Raw genomic sequence first — 17207 nt, forward strand, 5'->3', positions numbered from 1 at the left:
CTTACGACTCGAGTTGCTGGGTTAATTGTTTATATTGAGACGTTTTATCGGAATTATTGATTTGACTAAAAACCGTTGATAGCTTTCTTGAAAGATTGACTAACAAATCAAACTTTTCTTCATCCTTATTAAGAATTTCAAATATCTCTTCAGAAACTTTAAAATGGGTCGAGTTCGCCATTAAATAGCCAAGGTTGTATAAATCCGCCTTTTTCACTCCAATCATACTCTCTTTATGAACATCCCATAAACTTTGCAGTTTAGTGAGTTGAGATTCATTGAGGTTCTGTAATTTGGCAATTTTGAACATTAATTCATGTCGCTTATTATTTGAAAGTAGCTTTTGAAGATTGTATTTAAGAATCAATCTGTCAAAATTCTCTCCGTATTTCTTCATCACACTGTCCAATGCTTTTTCAGCTGACTGAAATTTGAATTTGGAGATAAAATCATTCACCACACCCATATCTTTCTGTACTTGCGGTAATGATTGGTCCTCCTCAATGTATTCAATGTTAAATAACTTCGGGTTAATCAAATATGTCACAATCATTGCTAAGGCACCGGCAATAAAACCTCCGGCGTGAGCCATAAATGCAACATTTGAACCAACATCATTGAAGTAATCATATAACTCTTTGCCTATATAAAAAGGCAGAATCAGCAAAGCCGGAGCCCGGAAATAACCGACGAATACAAAAAACCAGTAGAAAAACTCGATTTTCTTAAACCTAAAAACTCCCAAATACATTGCCATAACGCCGGAAATCGAACCTGAGGCCCCAACCAACGGGATATTACTATTCGGGTTCACAAAGCAAAATAGTAATCCACCTGCTACACCTGAAATTAAATAAAATAATAAAAACTTCAAATGCCCGATGGCTGCTTCAACCGCAAATCCACAAACAATCAGAAAAAACAGATTGCCAATCAGATGCATTGCACTTCCATGTAAAAACTGATAACTAATGAACGAAAAAGTATCCATTTGCTTTGGAATCAATCCATACGAAATAGAACTGATAGATTCAATTTGTTGATTAATTTCTGTACGGACAGAAGTCCAATTTGTCACATAGTTTGCATCAAACACATCATAGGAATTTTGTTGCAAATATTGAAAAAAATCTTTGTCTGTGACAATTTCATAGAGCAAATTAAAATAAGCATCCGGATATTCTGAATGATTATATAACTCCTGAACTTCGACTAATCGCTCATCTTCATTTTTGGATTTCAGAAATTCCCTATAAGCCGGCCATTCATACTCCAACAAACCAAGCGCATCATAACGACTCAGAGCTGAATAAATTTTTTTATCATCGTTATGTTGATAGCCAAAATATATCAGTACATTTAAGACAACAATAACAAAAAGCATAATTGGAGCATGTTTCCAGTCAAATCTTTTTTCAGTAGGAATGATTACCATAATTTACTCCGTCGTCGCCGTCTCTTTACCGTCTAAAGCCGCATTCATTGCATGCCAGCATAGAGTTGCAGATTTGATTCTTGCAGGAAAGTTTTTAACACCGGCTATTGTGTTTACAATTCCTAGTGATTCCATTGAATCAATTCCGCTATTTTTATCCATCAATATGCAAAAGTCCGTAAATAATTCCTTTGCTTGCTGAACTGTTTTACCGGTGAGAAATTCCGTCATTAAAGATGATGAAGCTGTTGATATTGCACAACTTTCTCCATCAAAAAAAATGCTTTCAATGACATCGTTTACAACATTCAGGTACACGAAAACCTGGTCTCCGCATATCGCATTCAGACCTTCAGCTTTATGAGTGAAATTTTCAGGTGTGCCGTAGTTCTGCGGGTTACGATTGTGCTGCAAAACGGTTTGTTTATAAAGTTGTTTGATATCCATTTACAATTTTTTGATGATTGTAAACGGATTATACTGGATTTTAAGGGCTCAAGTAAAAATATCTATTATCAATAAAGTAGAAACTCCAACAAAAACCAATATTGCAAACCAGTTGATTCGATGGCTGAATTTCGGGTTTTCAATTAACTTTTCGCGCCCTTTTGAACTGATCCAAGCGACGATAGAAAAGGCAACTATCGTCACACTAATAAAAAGCAATCCCAGAATCATCAAACGAACCTGATAACCATCTTTCTCGAGATTGGCAAATTGAGGAAAAAAAGCCAGAAAGAATAGCATCACTTTTGGATTGGATACATTCATGAAAAATCCTCTGAAAAAGTAATTTTCAACTTTATCTGTTTTATTCAGAGTGATAGAGTCCAAACGATGAATGTAAGTTTTATAAGCCAACCACAATAGATAACCCGCGGCAAAAACCTGTAAAACTTGAACTCCGTACTGGGATTGACGGATAAGAGTGGAAATTCCTATAACGATTAAAGTTGTGTGAACGATAACCCCTGAAGAGAGTCCCAGAATGAATTTAAAAGTGGTTCTGAAACCTTGAGATAAAGACGTGACAATTACAAATAGAATGTCAGGACCCGGCGTAAAAGCCAGAACGGTTGAGGCCAGAAGAAAGGCGGAAATTTCAGAGAATGACAAATTATTTTTCTATTCTTGTCAACATGCTCACCCAGCAATTCCCACAATGGAATTTGCTTTTCTTCAGGAATCTTGATGAACTTCAATGCCACTTCTTCTTCACTCACTCTGACAACATCAGCTTCAACATGGAGATTAAAATTGTTATTCAAAATGATTTCCAAAACGCAAAAATCATCAACACGAAGTTTAATATCATTTTCTTCATCGTATTGTAATAAAATACCCGATGCCGATATATTTTTAACTTCCATGACTATGGAGCGACCTTGCCTCAGTAACAAACAAGAAGTTGTTAAGGGTTTTCTGGAGTAACGAATTTTATTGCTATTGTTGAAACTCATATCAAAACAATCCCAAAAATCTTATTCTTCAACTCACCTCAGGACGCATATAAGGAAACAGAAGTACGTCTCTGATCGAAGCTGAATCTGTAAACAGCATCACCAAACGGTCAATCCCAATACCCTCACCTGCTGTCGGCGGCATTCCATATTCCAGAGCTCTAACATAATCAGCATCATAATGCATCGCTTCATCATCGCCGGCTTCTTTACTGGCGACTTGCTCTTTGAATCTTTCTGCCTGATCTTCAGGATCATTCAATTCGGAAAATCCGTTGGCTATTTCATTTCCTGAAATAAACAGTTCGAAACGATCTGTGTAATCAGGATTAATATCATTTCGACGGGATAATGGTGAGATTTCAGTTGGATACTCTATCACAAATGTCGGTTGAATTAACTCCGCTTCCGCTGTTTCTTCAAAAATTTCAGATAATAAACGACCTTTACCCCAATTATCCTCAACATGAATACCCAACCTGTCACAATGTGTCGCTAATGCATCTCTGCTTTCGCAATCGGATGCAGAAATTTGCGGATTATGTTTAAGTACAAGGTCTTTCATACTGACTCTTGCAAAAGGACTGCCAAAATCAATTTTTTGACCTTGATAATCAATCATTGTTCCACCGGTAGCAACTTCAGCAAGCTGTTTAAACAATTCTTCAGTGATATCCATCAAATCGTTATAATCAGCATACGCCCAATAAAATTCCATCATGGTAAATTCAGGATTATGCCTTGTAGATACCCCTTCGTTACGGAAATTACGGTTGATTTCATAGACTCTTTCAAAACCACCAACAACCAGACGTTTCAAAAACAATTCAGGGGCAATTCTCAAATATAAAGTCAGATCCAAAGCATTATGATGTGTTTCAAAAGGTTTGGCAGCAGCACCACCCGGAATGATATGCATCATTGGAGTTTCAACCTCAAGAAAATTCTTGTTTTCCATAAAGTTACGAATGTGAGAAATGATTCTTGATCGTACTTTGAAAGTATCTCGACTTTCTTGGTTCATAATCAAATCCACATATCTCTGGCGATAACGGGTTTCCTGGTCGGATAATCCGTGAAATTTATCCGGCAGTGGTCTTAATGACTTGGTAATCAGACGGATTTCAGAGGTTTTAACAGAAAGCTCACCGGTTTGAGTTTTAAACATTGTGCCTTTAGCCGCAATAATATCGCCTAAATCCCAGGATTTGAATTCATTAAACTTCTCTTCTCCCACACCATTGAGCTGGACAAAAAGTTGAATGGATTCAGTCACATCTTTGATAACCGCAAAACCACCCTTACCGAACTCACGTTTACTCATCATACGTCCAACAACTGAAACTTCGATATTCTGAGGATCTAAATCTTCTTTTGAAATATCGCCGTATTTCTCATGCAGTTCCAATGCTAAATGAGTTCGCCTGAAATCATTAGGAAACGCAATTCCTTTTTCATCACGAATTGATTGTAATTTTTGTCTTCTTTCAGTAATTAAATGATTTTCTTCCGACATTTCCCAAATCCTGGTTGAGTTATTTAAAAGTGGTTGATTTTATAAGCCTTGTTTCAAACTGGCAATAATAAATTTGTCTAAATCACCATCGAGTACAGCTTGCGTGTTTGAGTTCTCAACTCCTGTGCGTAAATCTTTGATTCGTGACTGATCCAGTACATAAGAACGAATTTGCGAACCCCAACCCACATCCGCTTTAGCATCTTCAGTTGATTGCGATTCCTCCTGACGTTTTTGCATTTCAAGTTCATACAATTTAGCCTTTAATTGCTTCATTGCTGATGCTTTATTCTTATGTTGAGAGCGATCATCCTGACACTGAACCACGACATTCGTGGGAATATGAGTAATCCTCACAGCAGATTCAGTTCGGTTAACGTGCTGACCACCGGCGCCTGATGCCCGATAAACATCTATTCTCAAATCAGAAGGGTCGATTTCAATTTCAACATCATCATCAATTTCAGGTGATACAAATACGGCTGCAAAGCTGGTATGACGTTTGTTACTGGAATCAAATGGTGATTTTCTCACTAAGCGGTGTACACCAATTTCTGTGCGTAACCAGCCAAAAGCATGGTCGCCGGTAATTTCTATGGTTGCTGATTTAATTCCTGCAACATCACCAGCGGAACACTCCAATAATTTGGTGCTAAATCCTTTTTTCTCACAATAACGCAAGTACATACGCAGAATCATTTCTGCCCAGTCCTGAGCCTCTGTTCCACCGGAACCGGATTGAATATCGAGAAAACAATTATTAGGATCCATTGGGTTGGAAAACATTTTGGTGAATTCCATTTTTTCCAATAGTCCTTGTATACGTTGTAAGTCCTGAATAACTATTTCAAGCGTTTCTTCGTCTTCTTCATGTTCAGCCATTTGTAGAAATTCATCAGCATCTTTGATGCCATTATGCAATTCATCAAGGCTTGACACGATTTGTTCGAGTTGTGAGCGCTCTTTGCCAAGAGCCTGTGCATGTTCCGGATTGTTCCAAACTTCCGGATTTTCAAGTTCTAAGTTAACTTCTTCGAGTTTTTCTTTTTTGACATCATAGTCAAAGAAACCTCCTTAACTCGGAAGTTCTTTGACTAAAATCTTTAATTTGCGCGTGTTGCGGAGCGGTTTCCATAATTTTGTAAATTACTTTCCTTCTTTGAGCAATCTCTGACGCAGTTCCCAACGTTCCTGTGCATCAATAGTCATTGTTGCGATCGGTCTCGCCATTAAGCGTCGTAATCCAATCTCTTCATCAGTATCTTCGCAATAACCATAGTCGCCTTCTTTAATACGAGTTAAAGCCTTGCGGATTTTTGCTAAAAGTTTTCTGTACCTGTCTCGAGTTCTTAATTCCAGGGTGTTTTCAGTTTCTCTGGAAGCACGTTCGGCATCATCGCCAACATCACGAACTTCAGATTGGAGGTTGTTTATTGTTTCCTGAGACTCCTTATTTAATTCTTCCTGCCATTGAACTAGTCTGCGACGGAAATACTCGACATGCTTATCGCACATGTATTCCTCATTTTCTGAGGGAATATAGCCTTCTTCAAGCTCAAGTTTTGGTATATATCCCTCTGGCAAATCATTAATGCTTCTTTCTGACATTAAATTCTCCTGCGTATTTATATGGTGCAAATCCCATGATAGAATCCACACAATCAATCGAATAATCCGGCTTCAAGAAGCCAGAATTTTAGGGCGAGTATTTATAACTCAAAGACACTCAATGGGCAATAAAAACCTGACAATTTTTAACAAAATGGTATGAAATTCATATTAATTTACATTCTTAAAGGCTACAAATATTTTATTAGTCCACTTTTGGGCAATCGTTGTCGCTTTTATCCGAGTTGCTCTGAGTACATGATGACTGCCATTCAACGATTTGGAGTGATTAAAGGAATCGGTCTTGGTGTGAAAAGAATTTCACGCTGTCACCCCGGTTGCGAAGGAGGAATTGATCATGTGCCGGAGGTTGAACCCGAACAAAATAAAAACGAAAATCTGTGAAATTATATGAATAAAATTCTTATTAAAAACGCAAAAATTGTCAATGAGCTGATTCTTTCAGAAAGCGACGTTTTAATCCATGGTCAAAGAATTGAAAAAATTGACAAAAACATCAGTGCTGATGATTCTTACACCATTATTGATGCAGAAGGCAAACACCTTCTTCCAGGAATGATTGATGACCAAGTCCATTTTCGCGAACCCGGAATGCCACATAAAGGTCGCTTTATTACTGAATCAGCAGCAGCTGTTGCCGGTGGAATCACTTCGGTTATGGATATGCCAAACACATCACCTCAAACCACAAGCCAGCAAGCAATCATAGAGAAGCATAATCTCATCAAGGGTTATTCCCATTGTAATTATGGATTTTATTTGGGCGCAACAAACGATAATATCGAAGATATTAAGTCCATTGATACCAGTTTGGTTTGTGGAGTCAAAGTTTTCATGGGAGCTTCAACAGGTAACATGCTGGTTGATAACGAAAATACACTGGATGAAATCTTCAAAAATACTGAAATTCTAGTAGCAACCCATTGTGAAGATTCACCGACCATACAACACAATGAAGAACTCGCCAGAGAAAAATACGGTGAAGATGTCCCTGTTTCAGAGCATGGCAATATTCGTTCCAGAGAAGCCTGTATTAAATCGACCAATCTGGCTATGAAACTCGCAGAAAAACATGGAACAAAACTTCATGTTTTACATATTTCCACCGCTGAAGAAGTTGAGCTTTTCAAACAATTACCTTTATCACTGAAGCAAATTACCGGTGAAGCCTGTGTACATTTTGCCTGGTTCGACGATCATGATTACAGAGATTTAGGAACTCTCATTAAATGTAATCCCGCAGTTAAAAGAAATTCCGACAAAATGGCGATTATTGACGGAATTAATCATGGTAACCTCGATATTATTGCTACCGATCACGCACCTCATACATGGGACGAGAAACAAAATAAATACTTCAAAGCGCCATCCGGTTTACCATTAGTACAAACAGCCCTACCCAGTTTATTGACATTGGTAAATCAGGGAAAATTTGCATTAGAGAAAATCGTTCAAAAAACATCTCATAATGTTGCCGATTTATTCAATTTGATTGATCGAGGCTACATTCGAGAAGACTATTTTGCCGATTTGGTTCTCGTTGACATGAATAAAAGCTATACCGTTAAAAATACTGACATGCTTTATCAATGTGGCTGGACACCTTATGATGGTGAAACATTTACGGCGAGCATTGAGAAAACCTGGGTTAATGGTGAACTCAAATGGAATGGAACTTTATTAGGTCAAGCGAACGGTTTAGCACTCAAATATATCAGGTAAAGTCATGAGATTTCGTTTTTTAATTTTAATTCTGTTTATTATTTCAACCACTGCCATGTCAGAAGAAACCAATAAAAACAAACCAATTGCTATTGTGATTCACGGTGGTGCCGGAACCATTCTTAAAGAAAATATGACTCCTGAAAAGGAAGCTGCTATCTCAGCCAAACTTGAGGAATCACTCAAAGCCGGATATCAAGTCCTTAAGAACAACGGAACTTCAACCGATGCCGTTATTGCGGCAATCAATGTTATGGAAAACTCTGAACTTTTTAATGCCGGCAAAGGTGCTGTTTACACAGCAACCGGTGAACACGAATTGGATGCTTCAATCATGAGGGGAAGTGATTTACAAGCCGGGGCTGTGGCAGGCGTTAAGAAAATCAAAAATCCAATTAATGCTGCCAAAGAAGTAATGCTGAATTCTCCGCACGTTATGCTTTCTGGAAAAGGAGCCGATGAATTTGCCGCAAAACAAGGATTAGAAATGGTTGATAATAAATATTTTGATTCCGAGTATCGCTATCAACAATGGCTGGAAATTCAAAAGAAAGATACAGTTTCCTTATCAGAAGACTTACTCAAAACAGATGGTAAATTCAGCACAGTTGGTGCAGTTGCCATAGATAAAAAAGGAAACATAACTGCCGCTACATCAACCGGCGGCATGACCAATAAAGCATACGGCCGAATTGGTGATTCACCTATAGTTGGGGCAGGAACTTATGCCGACAATCGCAGTTGTGGAATTTCAGCAACAGGTCATGGAGAATATTTTATTCGTTATGCTGTTGCTCACGACATATGTGCCAGAACACTCTATCAAAACAAATCTTTAGAACAAGCAGCTGATGAAGTGATCAATCAAATCCTCAAAAATGCAGGAGGAGATGGCGGAATTATTGGTTTAGATAAAAACGGCACTCCGATCATGATTTTTAACACACCAGGAATGTATAGAGGATATAAAACTGAACAATCGGAATACACTGTTTTGATTTATAAATAAACAATTGAATATGGAAGTCGTTAAACTTAAAGTCAATCGCAATCAGAAAAATTTTGCTATCAGCAGTCCGTTTGAACCTGCCGGTGATCAACCTGAAGCCATCAGAAAACTGACCGAAGGTTTTGAAAGTGGACTGAAAGCTCAAACTTTGTTGGGTGTCACCGGTTCAGGAAAAACTTTCACTATCGCCAATGCGATACAAAACATTCAGAAACCAACAATGGTGATGGTGCATAACAAAACTCTCGCCGGGCAACTTTACAACGAATTTAAAGAATTTTTCCCCAATAATGCGGTTGAATATTTCGTTTCCTATTACGACTATTATCAACCGGAAGCCTATGTCGCTGCATCGGACACTTATATCGAGAAAGATGCTTCAATCAACGAGTACATCGAGCAAATGCGACTGTCTGCTACCAAAGCCCTGATGGAACGTCGGGATGTGATTATTGTGGCAACGGTTTCCGCTATTTACGGTCTAGGTGATCCTCAGTCCTATTTACGCATGGTCATTCCACTGAAAGTCGGACAAATTATCGACCAGCGGGATTTACTCCGTCAATTAGCGGAATTACAATTTGATCGTAATGATTACGAATTGGCACGAGGAACTTTCCGGGTTCATGGGGAAGTGATTGATATTTTTCCAGCAGAATCTGACAAACAAGCCATTCGTATTGAACTTTTCGATGATGAAATCGAGCAACTGAGTTATTTCGATCCTCTGACGGGGAAAAAACTCAGTAATGAAACAGAAATCACAATATTTCCAACAACACACTTCGTCACTCCGCGTGACCGAATTGTACATGCCATCAGCACCATTCGCGAAGAACTAGTTGAACGCTTGAAATTTCTCAAAGAAGAAAATCGCCTGGTCGAAGCACAAAGACTGGAACAACGAACCAATTATGACTTGGAAATGATGATGGAACTCGGCTATTGCACCGGAATTGAGAACTATTCCAGACATCTGACCGGATTGCCTCCCGGTGCACCACCACCTTGTTTGTTTGATTATCTGCCAGATGATGCTTTACTGGTGATGGACGAAAGCCATGTTTCCATTCCACAAATTGGCGGCATGTATAAAGGTGACCGTTCTCGAAAAGAAAATTTAGTCAATTACGGTTTCCGTTTGCCTTCGGCAATGGACAACCGCCCTCTTCGTTTTGAAGAATGGGAAGCCAGAACCCCTCGAATGATTTTTGTCTCAGCGACTCCGGCAGATTATGAAGAAAAGAATGCTTCGCAAACTGTTGAGCAAGTGGTGAGACCCACAGGACTTCTTGATCCTAAAATTGAAGTCCGTCCGGTTTCCACACAAGTCGATGATTTGCTTTCTGAGGTTAATAAAAGAGTCAAAATTGGCGAACGAATTCTTGTCACCACGCTCACAAAACGCATGAGTGAGGATTTAACCGATTACATGACAGAACATGGCATTAAATGTCGATATCTGCATTCTGAAATTGATACTGTTGAACGTGCGGAAATCATCCGAGACTTGCGACAAGGTGTTTTTGATGTTCTTATCGGTATCAATCTTCTTCGTGAAGGTTTGGATATGCCGGAAGTTTCGCTGGTTGCGATTTTAGATGCAGATAAACCCGGCTTTTTACGTTCTGATCGCTCGCTGATTCAAACTATTGGTCGTGCCAGCCGTAATTCAAAAGGCAAAGCGATTTTATATGGTGATAAAATCACTCCGGCAATGGAATACGCCATCAACGAAACCCAACGTCGTCGTGAAAAACAAATGGAATTCAACAAAAAACATGGAATCACACCGAAAACAGTGATTCGTAAAATTCATGATTTGAAAGATGGATTTGATGCCAATTCAGAAGCCGGCAGCAGACTGAAAGTTGCTGAAAAATCTGCAAATTACAATATCGAAACTCCTAAACAATTAGCACAACTCATTGCCAAGCTCGAAAAATCTATGTTTGAACACGCAAAAAACATGGAATTTGAAGAGGCTGCCAAAATTCGAGATGAAATCGCTCGTATTAAAAGCTCACAATTTGTTGGTGGTTAATACAATTCTGTATTCGAAATAATACGAACTCCCATCAAATTGTGATAAAGTATCTGAACTTTTTCACCATAACAATAAATTAATGAGAAATTCAAAAATACAAATCATATTGACTCTGTTATTTAGCTTTTCTATTCAGGCAGAGGATAATTCCAACAAAGAGGAAGAAAAAAAGTGGGATGTCAATAATCCTCCCGGAGAAACCACTTTAGCAACAATTAAGACAACAACAGGAACATGGATGAATCTGGATGTCAGCCCTGATGGCAAGACCATTGCTTTCGATTTATTGGGTGACATCTACACAATGCCAATCGGTGGAGGGAAAGCCACAAACATTACCAACTCTATGGCTTGGGACATGCAACCTCGATTCTCACCGAATGGTAAACAGTTGGCTTTTACGACCGATCAAGGTGGTGGTGATAATATCTGGACAATGAACACCGATGGTTCAGAACAAAAACAAGTCACCAAAGAAGAGTTTCGCTTATTGAATCAGCCGGCATGGTCACCGGATGGCGAATACATTATTGCCCGCAAACACTTTACCGGAATGCGTTCCATTGGAGCCGGTGAAATCTGGATGTATCACAAATCAGGTGGTTCAGGAGTTCAGCTCAACAAACGCCCTAACGAGCAAAAAGACTTGGGTGAACCGATTTTTATGCCTGATGGTAAACATGTTCTTTATTCTCGTGATGCCACTCCTGGACGTTATTTTGAATACTCTAAAGATTCAAACAATCAGATTTATGATATTGAAGCCATTGATTTAGCAACTGGCGATATTGACATCTGGGTCAGCGGTCCCGGCGGTGCGGTTCGCCCTACTCCATCACCTGATGGTAAAACGTTGGCGTTCGTGCGTCGGGTTCGGAATAACTCCACATTATTTTTACAAGATCGTGAAAGCGGCGAGTTAATGCCGATTTATGACAATCTGGAAAGAGATATGCAGGAAACCTGGGCGATTCACGGAGTTTATCCATCTTTTGCATGGACTCCTGATGGCAAGGAAATTGTATTCTACGCTAAAGGTGAAATTCACAAAGTGAATGTTAAAAGCAAAAAAGTGAATAACATCCCTTTTGCAGTTGAAGACACTCGTAAAATCAGTAAGGCCGTGACAGTAAATATCGACCCTGCTCCTGAAGAGTTCAAAGCAAAAATGCTGCGTTGGTTACAAAAATCACCAGACGGCAAGCAAGCGATCTTTCAGGCTTTAGGATATATTTACACCGTAAACCTCCCTGATGGAAAACCACAAAGACTCACCAAACAAACTAAGGACTTTGAACTTTATCCCAGATTTTCTCAAGATGGCAAATCCATCGTTTACACCACTTGGAACGATGAAAACCTTGGAACTATTCAAATTTCTAATCTTTCCGGCAAATCCAAACAAATCACTCAAAAACCCGGACATTTTATTAGTCCTTCATTATCAGCGGACAATAAAACAGTTGTCTATGAAGCCATTGGCGGAGGCTATCTGACATCTCCTCTCTACTCACAAGATACCGGTGTGTTTGTAATTGATGTGAAATCAGGAAAAACCACTCTCATTGATAAAAACGGTTCCGATCCTTTCTTTGCCGGAGATTCAGACCGTGTATTTTATTCCACATCGGATCAATCAGGCGAAGTGATAACCACACAACTTGTCAGTAAGGATTCATCCGGGCATAATCAACAGGAGCACTATTCCGGTCAATGGATTACAAATTTCAGTATTTCGCCGGATCAAAACTGGCTGGCATTTATCCAGAATTTTCAGGTTTATGTCACTCCATTTATTCAGAGTGGTAAATTTATTTCAACCGGTTCCGGTTCCAACAATCTGCCATTACAAAAGTTCTCTGATATTGCAGGAAGTTATCTGGCGTGGTCAAAGGATTCTCAAAAATTATCCTGGGCGCTTGGTCCTAATATTTATCAACAAAAAGTTTCTGAAAAATTCACCTATTTAGGCGGTAAAGACGAGAATGTCGCTGATCAAATTCACATCGAATTCGATGTCAAATCTGATATTCCTGATTCATCTGTGGCATTAACCGGTGCGACAGTCATCACTATGAACGGAAATGAAGTGCTGAAAAATGCAACTATTTTGATTAAAAATAACCGAATTTCAGAAATAGGTACAGATGTCAATATTCCTAAAGGTACTGAAGTAATGGATGTTAGTGGTAAAACCATAATGCCAGGAATCGTTGATGTACATTGGCACGGACCTTATGCGAACAACCAAATCATTCCACAAGCCAGCTGGCACGCTCTAGGAAATCTGGCATTTGGTGTTACCACCGAACACAATCCGTCTGCTGATACCGCCGCTGTTTTCTCAGCGAGTGAAATGCAAAAAGCCGGGGTGATTACAGCTCCAAGAACTTTCTCAACTGGAACCATTCTGTACGGTGCGACACACTTTTTCACTGCCAAAGTTAATGGCGTTGAAGATGCCGTCGGACATTTGGAGAGATTGAAATCTGTCGGTGCATTTTCAGTTAAAAGCTATAATCAACCACGTCGTAATCAACGTCAACAAGTGATTGAAGCTGCCAGACAGACAGGCATTATGGTTGTTCCCGAGGGTGGCTCACTATTTATGCACAACATGAGTATGATAGTTGATGGGCACACAGGAATTGAACACTCGATTCCGGTGGCAGCGATTTATGATGACGTTGTGCAGTTATGGTCACAATCAGAAACTGCTTATACACCAACTTTGATTGTTGGTTATGGCGGAATTTGGGGTGAAAGATATTGGTACGATACTACAGAAGTCTGGAAGCACCCTCTTCTCACCAAGTATGTTCCGAAACATATTCTAGAACCAATATCTGTTCGCAGAACAAAAGCTCCATTGGAAGATTACAATCACATCCGCAATGCAGAAGTCGCAACCAAATTACAAAATGCCGGAGTCAAAGTCATGGTTGGTGCACATGGACAACGCGAAGGCTTGGGGTCTCATTGGGAAATGTGGATGTTCGCTCAAGGCGGAATGCCACCAATCAATGTCATTAGAGCCGCAACCATTGACGGAGCTAAATACATTGGCATGGAGAATGACTTAGGTTCATTGGAAAAAGGCAAACTAGCCGACCTTATCATCCTTAATAGCAATCCTCTGGATGATATTTATAAATCCGACGACATTTACCAAGTCATGCAAAACGGCCGTTTATATGATGCTGAAACCATGAATCAAGTCTTTCCTGAAAAGGTGTCAAGAGGGAAGTTTTATTTTGAGTAAACTTCAATAAAATCATGAAGGGTCTGGTACAATAGTTTTCAGACCCTTTAGTTTTAAATCCTTTAGTTTTAAATCAAATGTTTATTTCAAAATTAGCTCTTAATTCATCTCATTTTTAGTGAGACTAATAAATATGTTCAATTTTTTCATAAAGCTTTAGTATTTAAACACCAAAGTGTTCTGTTCGATTGCTCTATTAGATAAACTTTGGAGAATTTTATCAGCAACTCTGAATGAGTTCGCATAGATTGTGAATGTCGGTGTCACACTACCACCATTAGGCATAAAACTGCCATCTGTGACATAAATATTATCGGTTCCGTGGACTCGACAGTTGGCATCCAGAGCTGAAGTTTCAGGGTTATTACCAAACCGTAACCCTCCTGCCATGAGGTTTGAAGTCGGACTCGACCAGACATTTCCATAAGCTCGGTCTGCTCCCATTTTTTTCATCACTTCCACACCTTTATCAACCAAATATTGAGCCACTTTGAGATCGTGTGGATGATAACCTGCTTTCACTTTTGCAACCGCTGAGCCCCATTTATCTTTTTCTTTTTTATCGAGTGAAACATGGCAATTATCATTCGGCAACCAGTCACAAAAAACTTCAAATTTAAAATCCTTGGATTGAGTGAAATGCGATTTAAGACGCTGCTTTAACTCTGTTCCCCACAATAATTTGCCGTTTTTAAACCGCAAATCCATCGCATTGGAAGTAAATGATGGTGGATCAAATACAAAATCAATAGTTCCGCCTTTAACAGGTTTGTCAAATGCTGATTGATCATCAATCGTGTACCAGTCTTGCAATGCCCGATTGAAAAATGGTCCTCGCAATAACATTTCGTTTTGTTCAAATTCACTTAATTTTGATAAATCAAAAACTCCATGTCCGGTTCCACCGGCACAACAATGCAGGTTTTTACCAATTTGTTGGTATTTATTGCCGATTCCATCGGGATGTTTGACGCCTTTGGATGCTAGCAACAACCGAGACGATTCAATGGAATAACACGCCACAACAACTTTTCGGGCAAATATTTTTATATCATTATTTTCTTTATCAAAATAACTCACCGATTCCGCATTGCCGGAATTGTCCGTATTAATTTTATAGGCTTTAGCATAAGTAATAACTTCACAATTCCCGGATTTGACAGCATCATTCAATAATGCCACGCGGGAACTTCCTTTGGCCTTAGTTTCACAACCAAAACTTCCACAATAACCCGATAATACACAAGCGTTTCTATCTTTGTGTGGTCTGGAGAGAATTCTCTCGCCATTGGCAAAGAGTGATAACCAAGTTCTTTAACTGCTTTATCAAACTTCTTAGCAATGGGATGTTCTGTAGTTGGAGGGAACGGATAGTCTGCTGTTGAGCGAGGTTCCAGATTGGGGTGATTGACCACTTTTCCTGAAACACCAATCAGATTTTCAACTTTGGTATAATAAGGTTCCAAATCTTCATAACTGATTGGCCAATCAACAATATTGGCACCTTCTATTTCGCCAAAGGTGCTGAGTAAACGAAAGTCTTGAGGTTTTAAACGATGAAAATAAGCACTCATAAAGTTGGTCGCACCGCCAACTATATTTCCACCCCAAAACTGCGATGTTGTACTTTCTTTAAATTCACCTTTAGAGTTTGGTTCAGACAATACATGTCTTTCGTCTTTAAATTTCGACCGGAATACTCGTCTTCTGCTGAGCATTTCATCTTTGGTAAAATCCTTTTCATCAAACCAACCACCTTTTTCCAGTATTATCACCTTATAACCTGCTTTAGCAAGCTCATAAGCAACCGGAGAACCACCTGCTCCGCTACCAATCACACAAACATCACATTCTAAATTTTTAGAACTCATTCAAAATCCCTATAGGTTCTGCCTTTTGAAGGTGACGGCGAACCCCCGCGATGTTTCAACCATTGCCAACCAATTTGATTGGTGTTACCACCATAATAAGGATCAAGAGTCAGTGCTTCAATCAAATAATAACTCAAAATAGACATCCAGCGTTTGCCTTGCTCGGATTGTGCTGTTACTTCCAATAAAGTCTTTTGTTTCTTTTCTGACAAATTAACAAAATCATCTGAATATTTTTCCTGAGAATACTGATTGAGCCAAATCAAACCTTGTTTAATAAAGTCAGCATCACCATCCTTTCTATTTCTTTCATCCGTTAAAGCCCATTCCAGATAAGTTAAAACGTTTAAATCTTTTGCACTGGGACCATCGCCATCATCTGGAAACATTTGCATATAAACGGATAAAAGCTCTTTGTGTTGTTTATTGGTAAAAATATATTCCTTAAGTTCAACAACTTCAGAAGATAGATTGATAAGATTTGATGAGTTATTTAAATCTGCAACTATTATTTTCGGCTTACACGCTAACAAAGGTGTTAGCAAAGCCAAAACAGATGCGGATTTAATAAATTGCCGACGATTGAGTCCAACTGTCCAATGATTATTCTTAATCAATGGATTGGATTCTATATTTGAGGAGTTTTTATCCTGCTGTTTCATTCGCAGAATGTCTTACTGCACCATGAAAAAATGCATACATATCCTTATAGGCGGTGATAAATCCTGAATACAATTTCTCAATGGTGTTCCACTCAGCTAAATAATCTTCCAGTTTCTCAGGAACATCATCCCGGTAACGAACCACTCCGTTGATATCAATAATAAATTCAGTCGGAGTTCCCCAAACATTATAAAGATCGGTCACTTTTTTTCCATAATCAAAGGCAATCGGATAGTTTACATTGAATTTTTTAATGAATTGATCAATTTCTTCGATACTGTCTTCTTTAGTGGTATTTACAGCAATAATGACAATATCATCGGACAAAGTTTTTTGTGTTTGCTTTAGTTTTGGAACTTTTTTCAAACAATATCCACACCAGGTATTCCAAAAAATCAGATAAACACTCTTTTTGCCTTTGTAATCACTCAATTTGAAATTGCTGCCATCCAACTGCGAAATAGTGAAGTCAGGTGCTAAATCACCGGCATCGGGTTTATCAGCAAAAGCTGAATTGGTAAAACTGATAAAAAGCGTTAGAATTGCGAATATTTTTTTCATACGTTTATTGGAATCAAACTACTAATGTCATT

Annotated in this window: 16 protein-coding genes; 5 read left to right on the forward strand and 11 right to left on the reverse strand. The window is 38.8% G+C overall.

Going from position 1 to position 17207, the window contains the following annotated elements; genetic code table 11:
* Position 1: 1 nt before the first annotated feature.
* From R3F25_00965 to dksA, 7 genes are all read right to left on the reverse strand, one after another.
* Positions 2–1435 carry a rhomboid family intramembrane serine protease gene (locus R3F25_00965; GenBank protein MEZ5495396.1) on the reverse strand — a complete coding sequence of 478 codons (1434 nt, stop codon included), beginning with the start codon at positions 1433–1435 and terminating at the stop codon, positions 2–4.
* Between the two features lie 3 nt (positions 1436–1438).
* The gene (locus R3F25_00970; protein ID MEZ5495397.1) at positions 1439–1882 is read right to left on the reverse strand and encodes an SUF system NifU family Fe-S cluster assembly protein; all 444 of its coding nucleotides are present in this window, start codon (positions 1880–1882) and stop codon (positions 1439–1441) included.
* A gap of 48 nt (positions 1883–1930) precedes the next feature.
* Positions 1931–2551: a LysE family translocator gene (locus tag R3F25_00975; protein ID MEZ5495398.1), complete on the reverse strand. Its 621-nt coding sequence runs from the start codon at positions 2549–2551 to the stop codon at positions 1931–1933.
* Positions 2470–2895 carry a PilZ domain-containing protein gene (locus tag R3F25_00980; GenBank protein ID MEZ5495399.1) on the reverse strand — a complete coding sequence of 142 codons (426 nt, stop codon included), beginning with the start codon at positions 2893–2895 and terminating at the stop codon, positions 2470–2472. The genes R3F25_00975 and R3F25_00980 overlap by 82 nt, the downstream gene beginning before the upstream one ends.
* 28 nt (positions 2896–2923) lie before the next feature.
* Positions 2924–4411: a lysine--tRNA ligase gene (lysS, locus tag R3F25_00985; GenBank protein ID MEZ5495400.1), complete on the reverse strand. Its 1488-nt coding sequence runs from the start codon at positions 4409–4411 to the stop codon at positions 2924–2926.
* A gap of 39 nt (positions 4412–4450) precedes the next feature.
* Positions 4451–5546 (reverse strand): peptide chain release factor 2 gene (prfB, locus tag R3F25_00990; protein ID MEZ5495401.1). Its coding sequence is split into 2 segments (ribosomal slippage): positions 4451–5482 and positions 5484–5546, totalling 1095 coding nucleotides; the frame shifts between segments, so codons are not numbered across the junction.
* Positions 5547–5557: 11 nt separating this feature from the next.
* Complete coding sequence (dksA, locus tag R3F25_00995) at positions 5558–6019, reverse strand: RNA polymerase-binding protein DksA (GenBank protein MEZ5495402.1); 462 nt, start codon at positions 6017–6019, stop codon at positions 5558–5560.
* Between the two features lie 159 nt (positions 6020–6178).
* Between dksA and yidD the strand changes: the two genes are divergently transcribed.
* The 5 genes from yidD (at position 6179) to R3F25_01020 (ending at position 14080) form a co-directional block, all read left to right on the forward strand.
* A complete protein-coding gene (gene yidD, locus R3F25_01000) occupies positions 6179–6424 on the forward strand; it encodes a membrane protein insertion efficiency factor YidD (protein ID MEZ5495403.1) in 246 nt (81 codons plus the stop codon).
* Positions 6425–6430: 6 nt separating this feature from the next.
* Complete coding sequence (locus R3F25_01005; protein MEZ5495404.1) at positions 6431–7762, forward strand: dihydroorotase; 1332 nt, start codon at positions 6431–6433, stop codon at positions 7760–7762.
* Positions 7763–7766: 4 nt separating this feature from the next.
* On the forward strand, positions 7767–8771 hold the full coding sequence (locus R3F25_01010) for an isoaspartyl peptidase/L-asparaginase (protein MEZ5495405.1): 1005 nt from the start codon (positions 7767–7769) through the stop codon (positions 8769–8771).
* A 10-nt stretch (positions 8772–8781) separates the two neighbouring features.
* Entirely contained in the window at positions 8782–10815 is a 2034-nt protein-coding gene (gene uvrB, locus R3F25_01015) for an excinuclease ABC subunit UvrB (GenBank protein ID MEZ5495406.1), read from the forward strand.
* 82 nt (positions 10816–10897) lie between these two features.
* Entirely contained in the window at positions 10898–14080 is a 3183-nt protein-coding gene (locus R3F25_01020) for an amidohydrolase family protein (protein MEZ5495407.1), read from the forward strand.
* A gap of 156 nt (positions 14081–14236) precedes the next feature.
* On the opposite strand, the gene R3F25_01025 is transcribed toward R3F25_01020, so the two are convergent.
* Genes R3F25_01025 through R3F25_01040 form a run of 4 tightly spaced genes read right to left on the reverse strand, consistent with a single transcriptional unit; the run spans position 14237 to position 17175 of the window.
* On the reverse strand, positions 14237–15358 hold the full coding sequence (locus tag R3F25_01025; protein MEZ5495408.1) for a GMC oxidoreductase: 1122 nt from the start codon (positions 15356–15358) through the stop codon (positions 14237–14239).
* Entirely contained in the window at positions 15250–15951 is a 702-nt protein-coding gene (locus R3F25_01030) for an FAD-binding protein (GenBank protein ID MEZ5495409.1), read from the reverse strand. Before R3F25_01030 ends, R3F25_01025 begins: the two co-directional genes overlap by 109 nt.
* On the reverse strand, positions 15948–16613 hold the full coding sequence (locus tag R3F25_01035; protein MEZ5495410.1) for a gluconate 2-dehydrogenase subunit 3 family protein: 666 nt from the start codon (positions 16611–16613) through the stop codon (positions 15948–15950). The genes R3F25_01030 and R3F25_01035 overlap by 4 nt, the downstream gene beginning before the upstream one ends.
* Positions 16597–17175 (reverse strand): TlpA disulfide reductase family protein, encoded by a 579-nt coding sequence (locus R3F25_01040; protein MEZ5495411.1) that lies wholly within the window; start codon positions 17173–17175, stop codon positions 16597–16599. The genes R3F25_01035 and R3F25_01040 overlap by 17 nt, the downstream gene beginning before the upstream one ends.
* Positions 17176–17207 lie beyond the last annotated feature (32 nt).

Source organism: Gammaproteobacteria bacterium (genome assembly GCA_041395445.1).
In the GTDB taxonomy this organism is placed as follows: Bacteria; Pseudomonadota; Gammaproteobacteria; order Xanthomonadales; family Marinicellaceae; genus NORP309.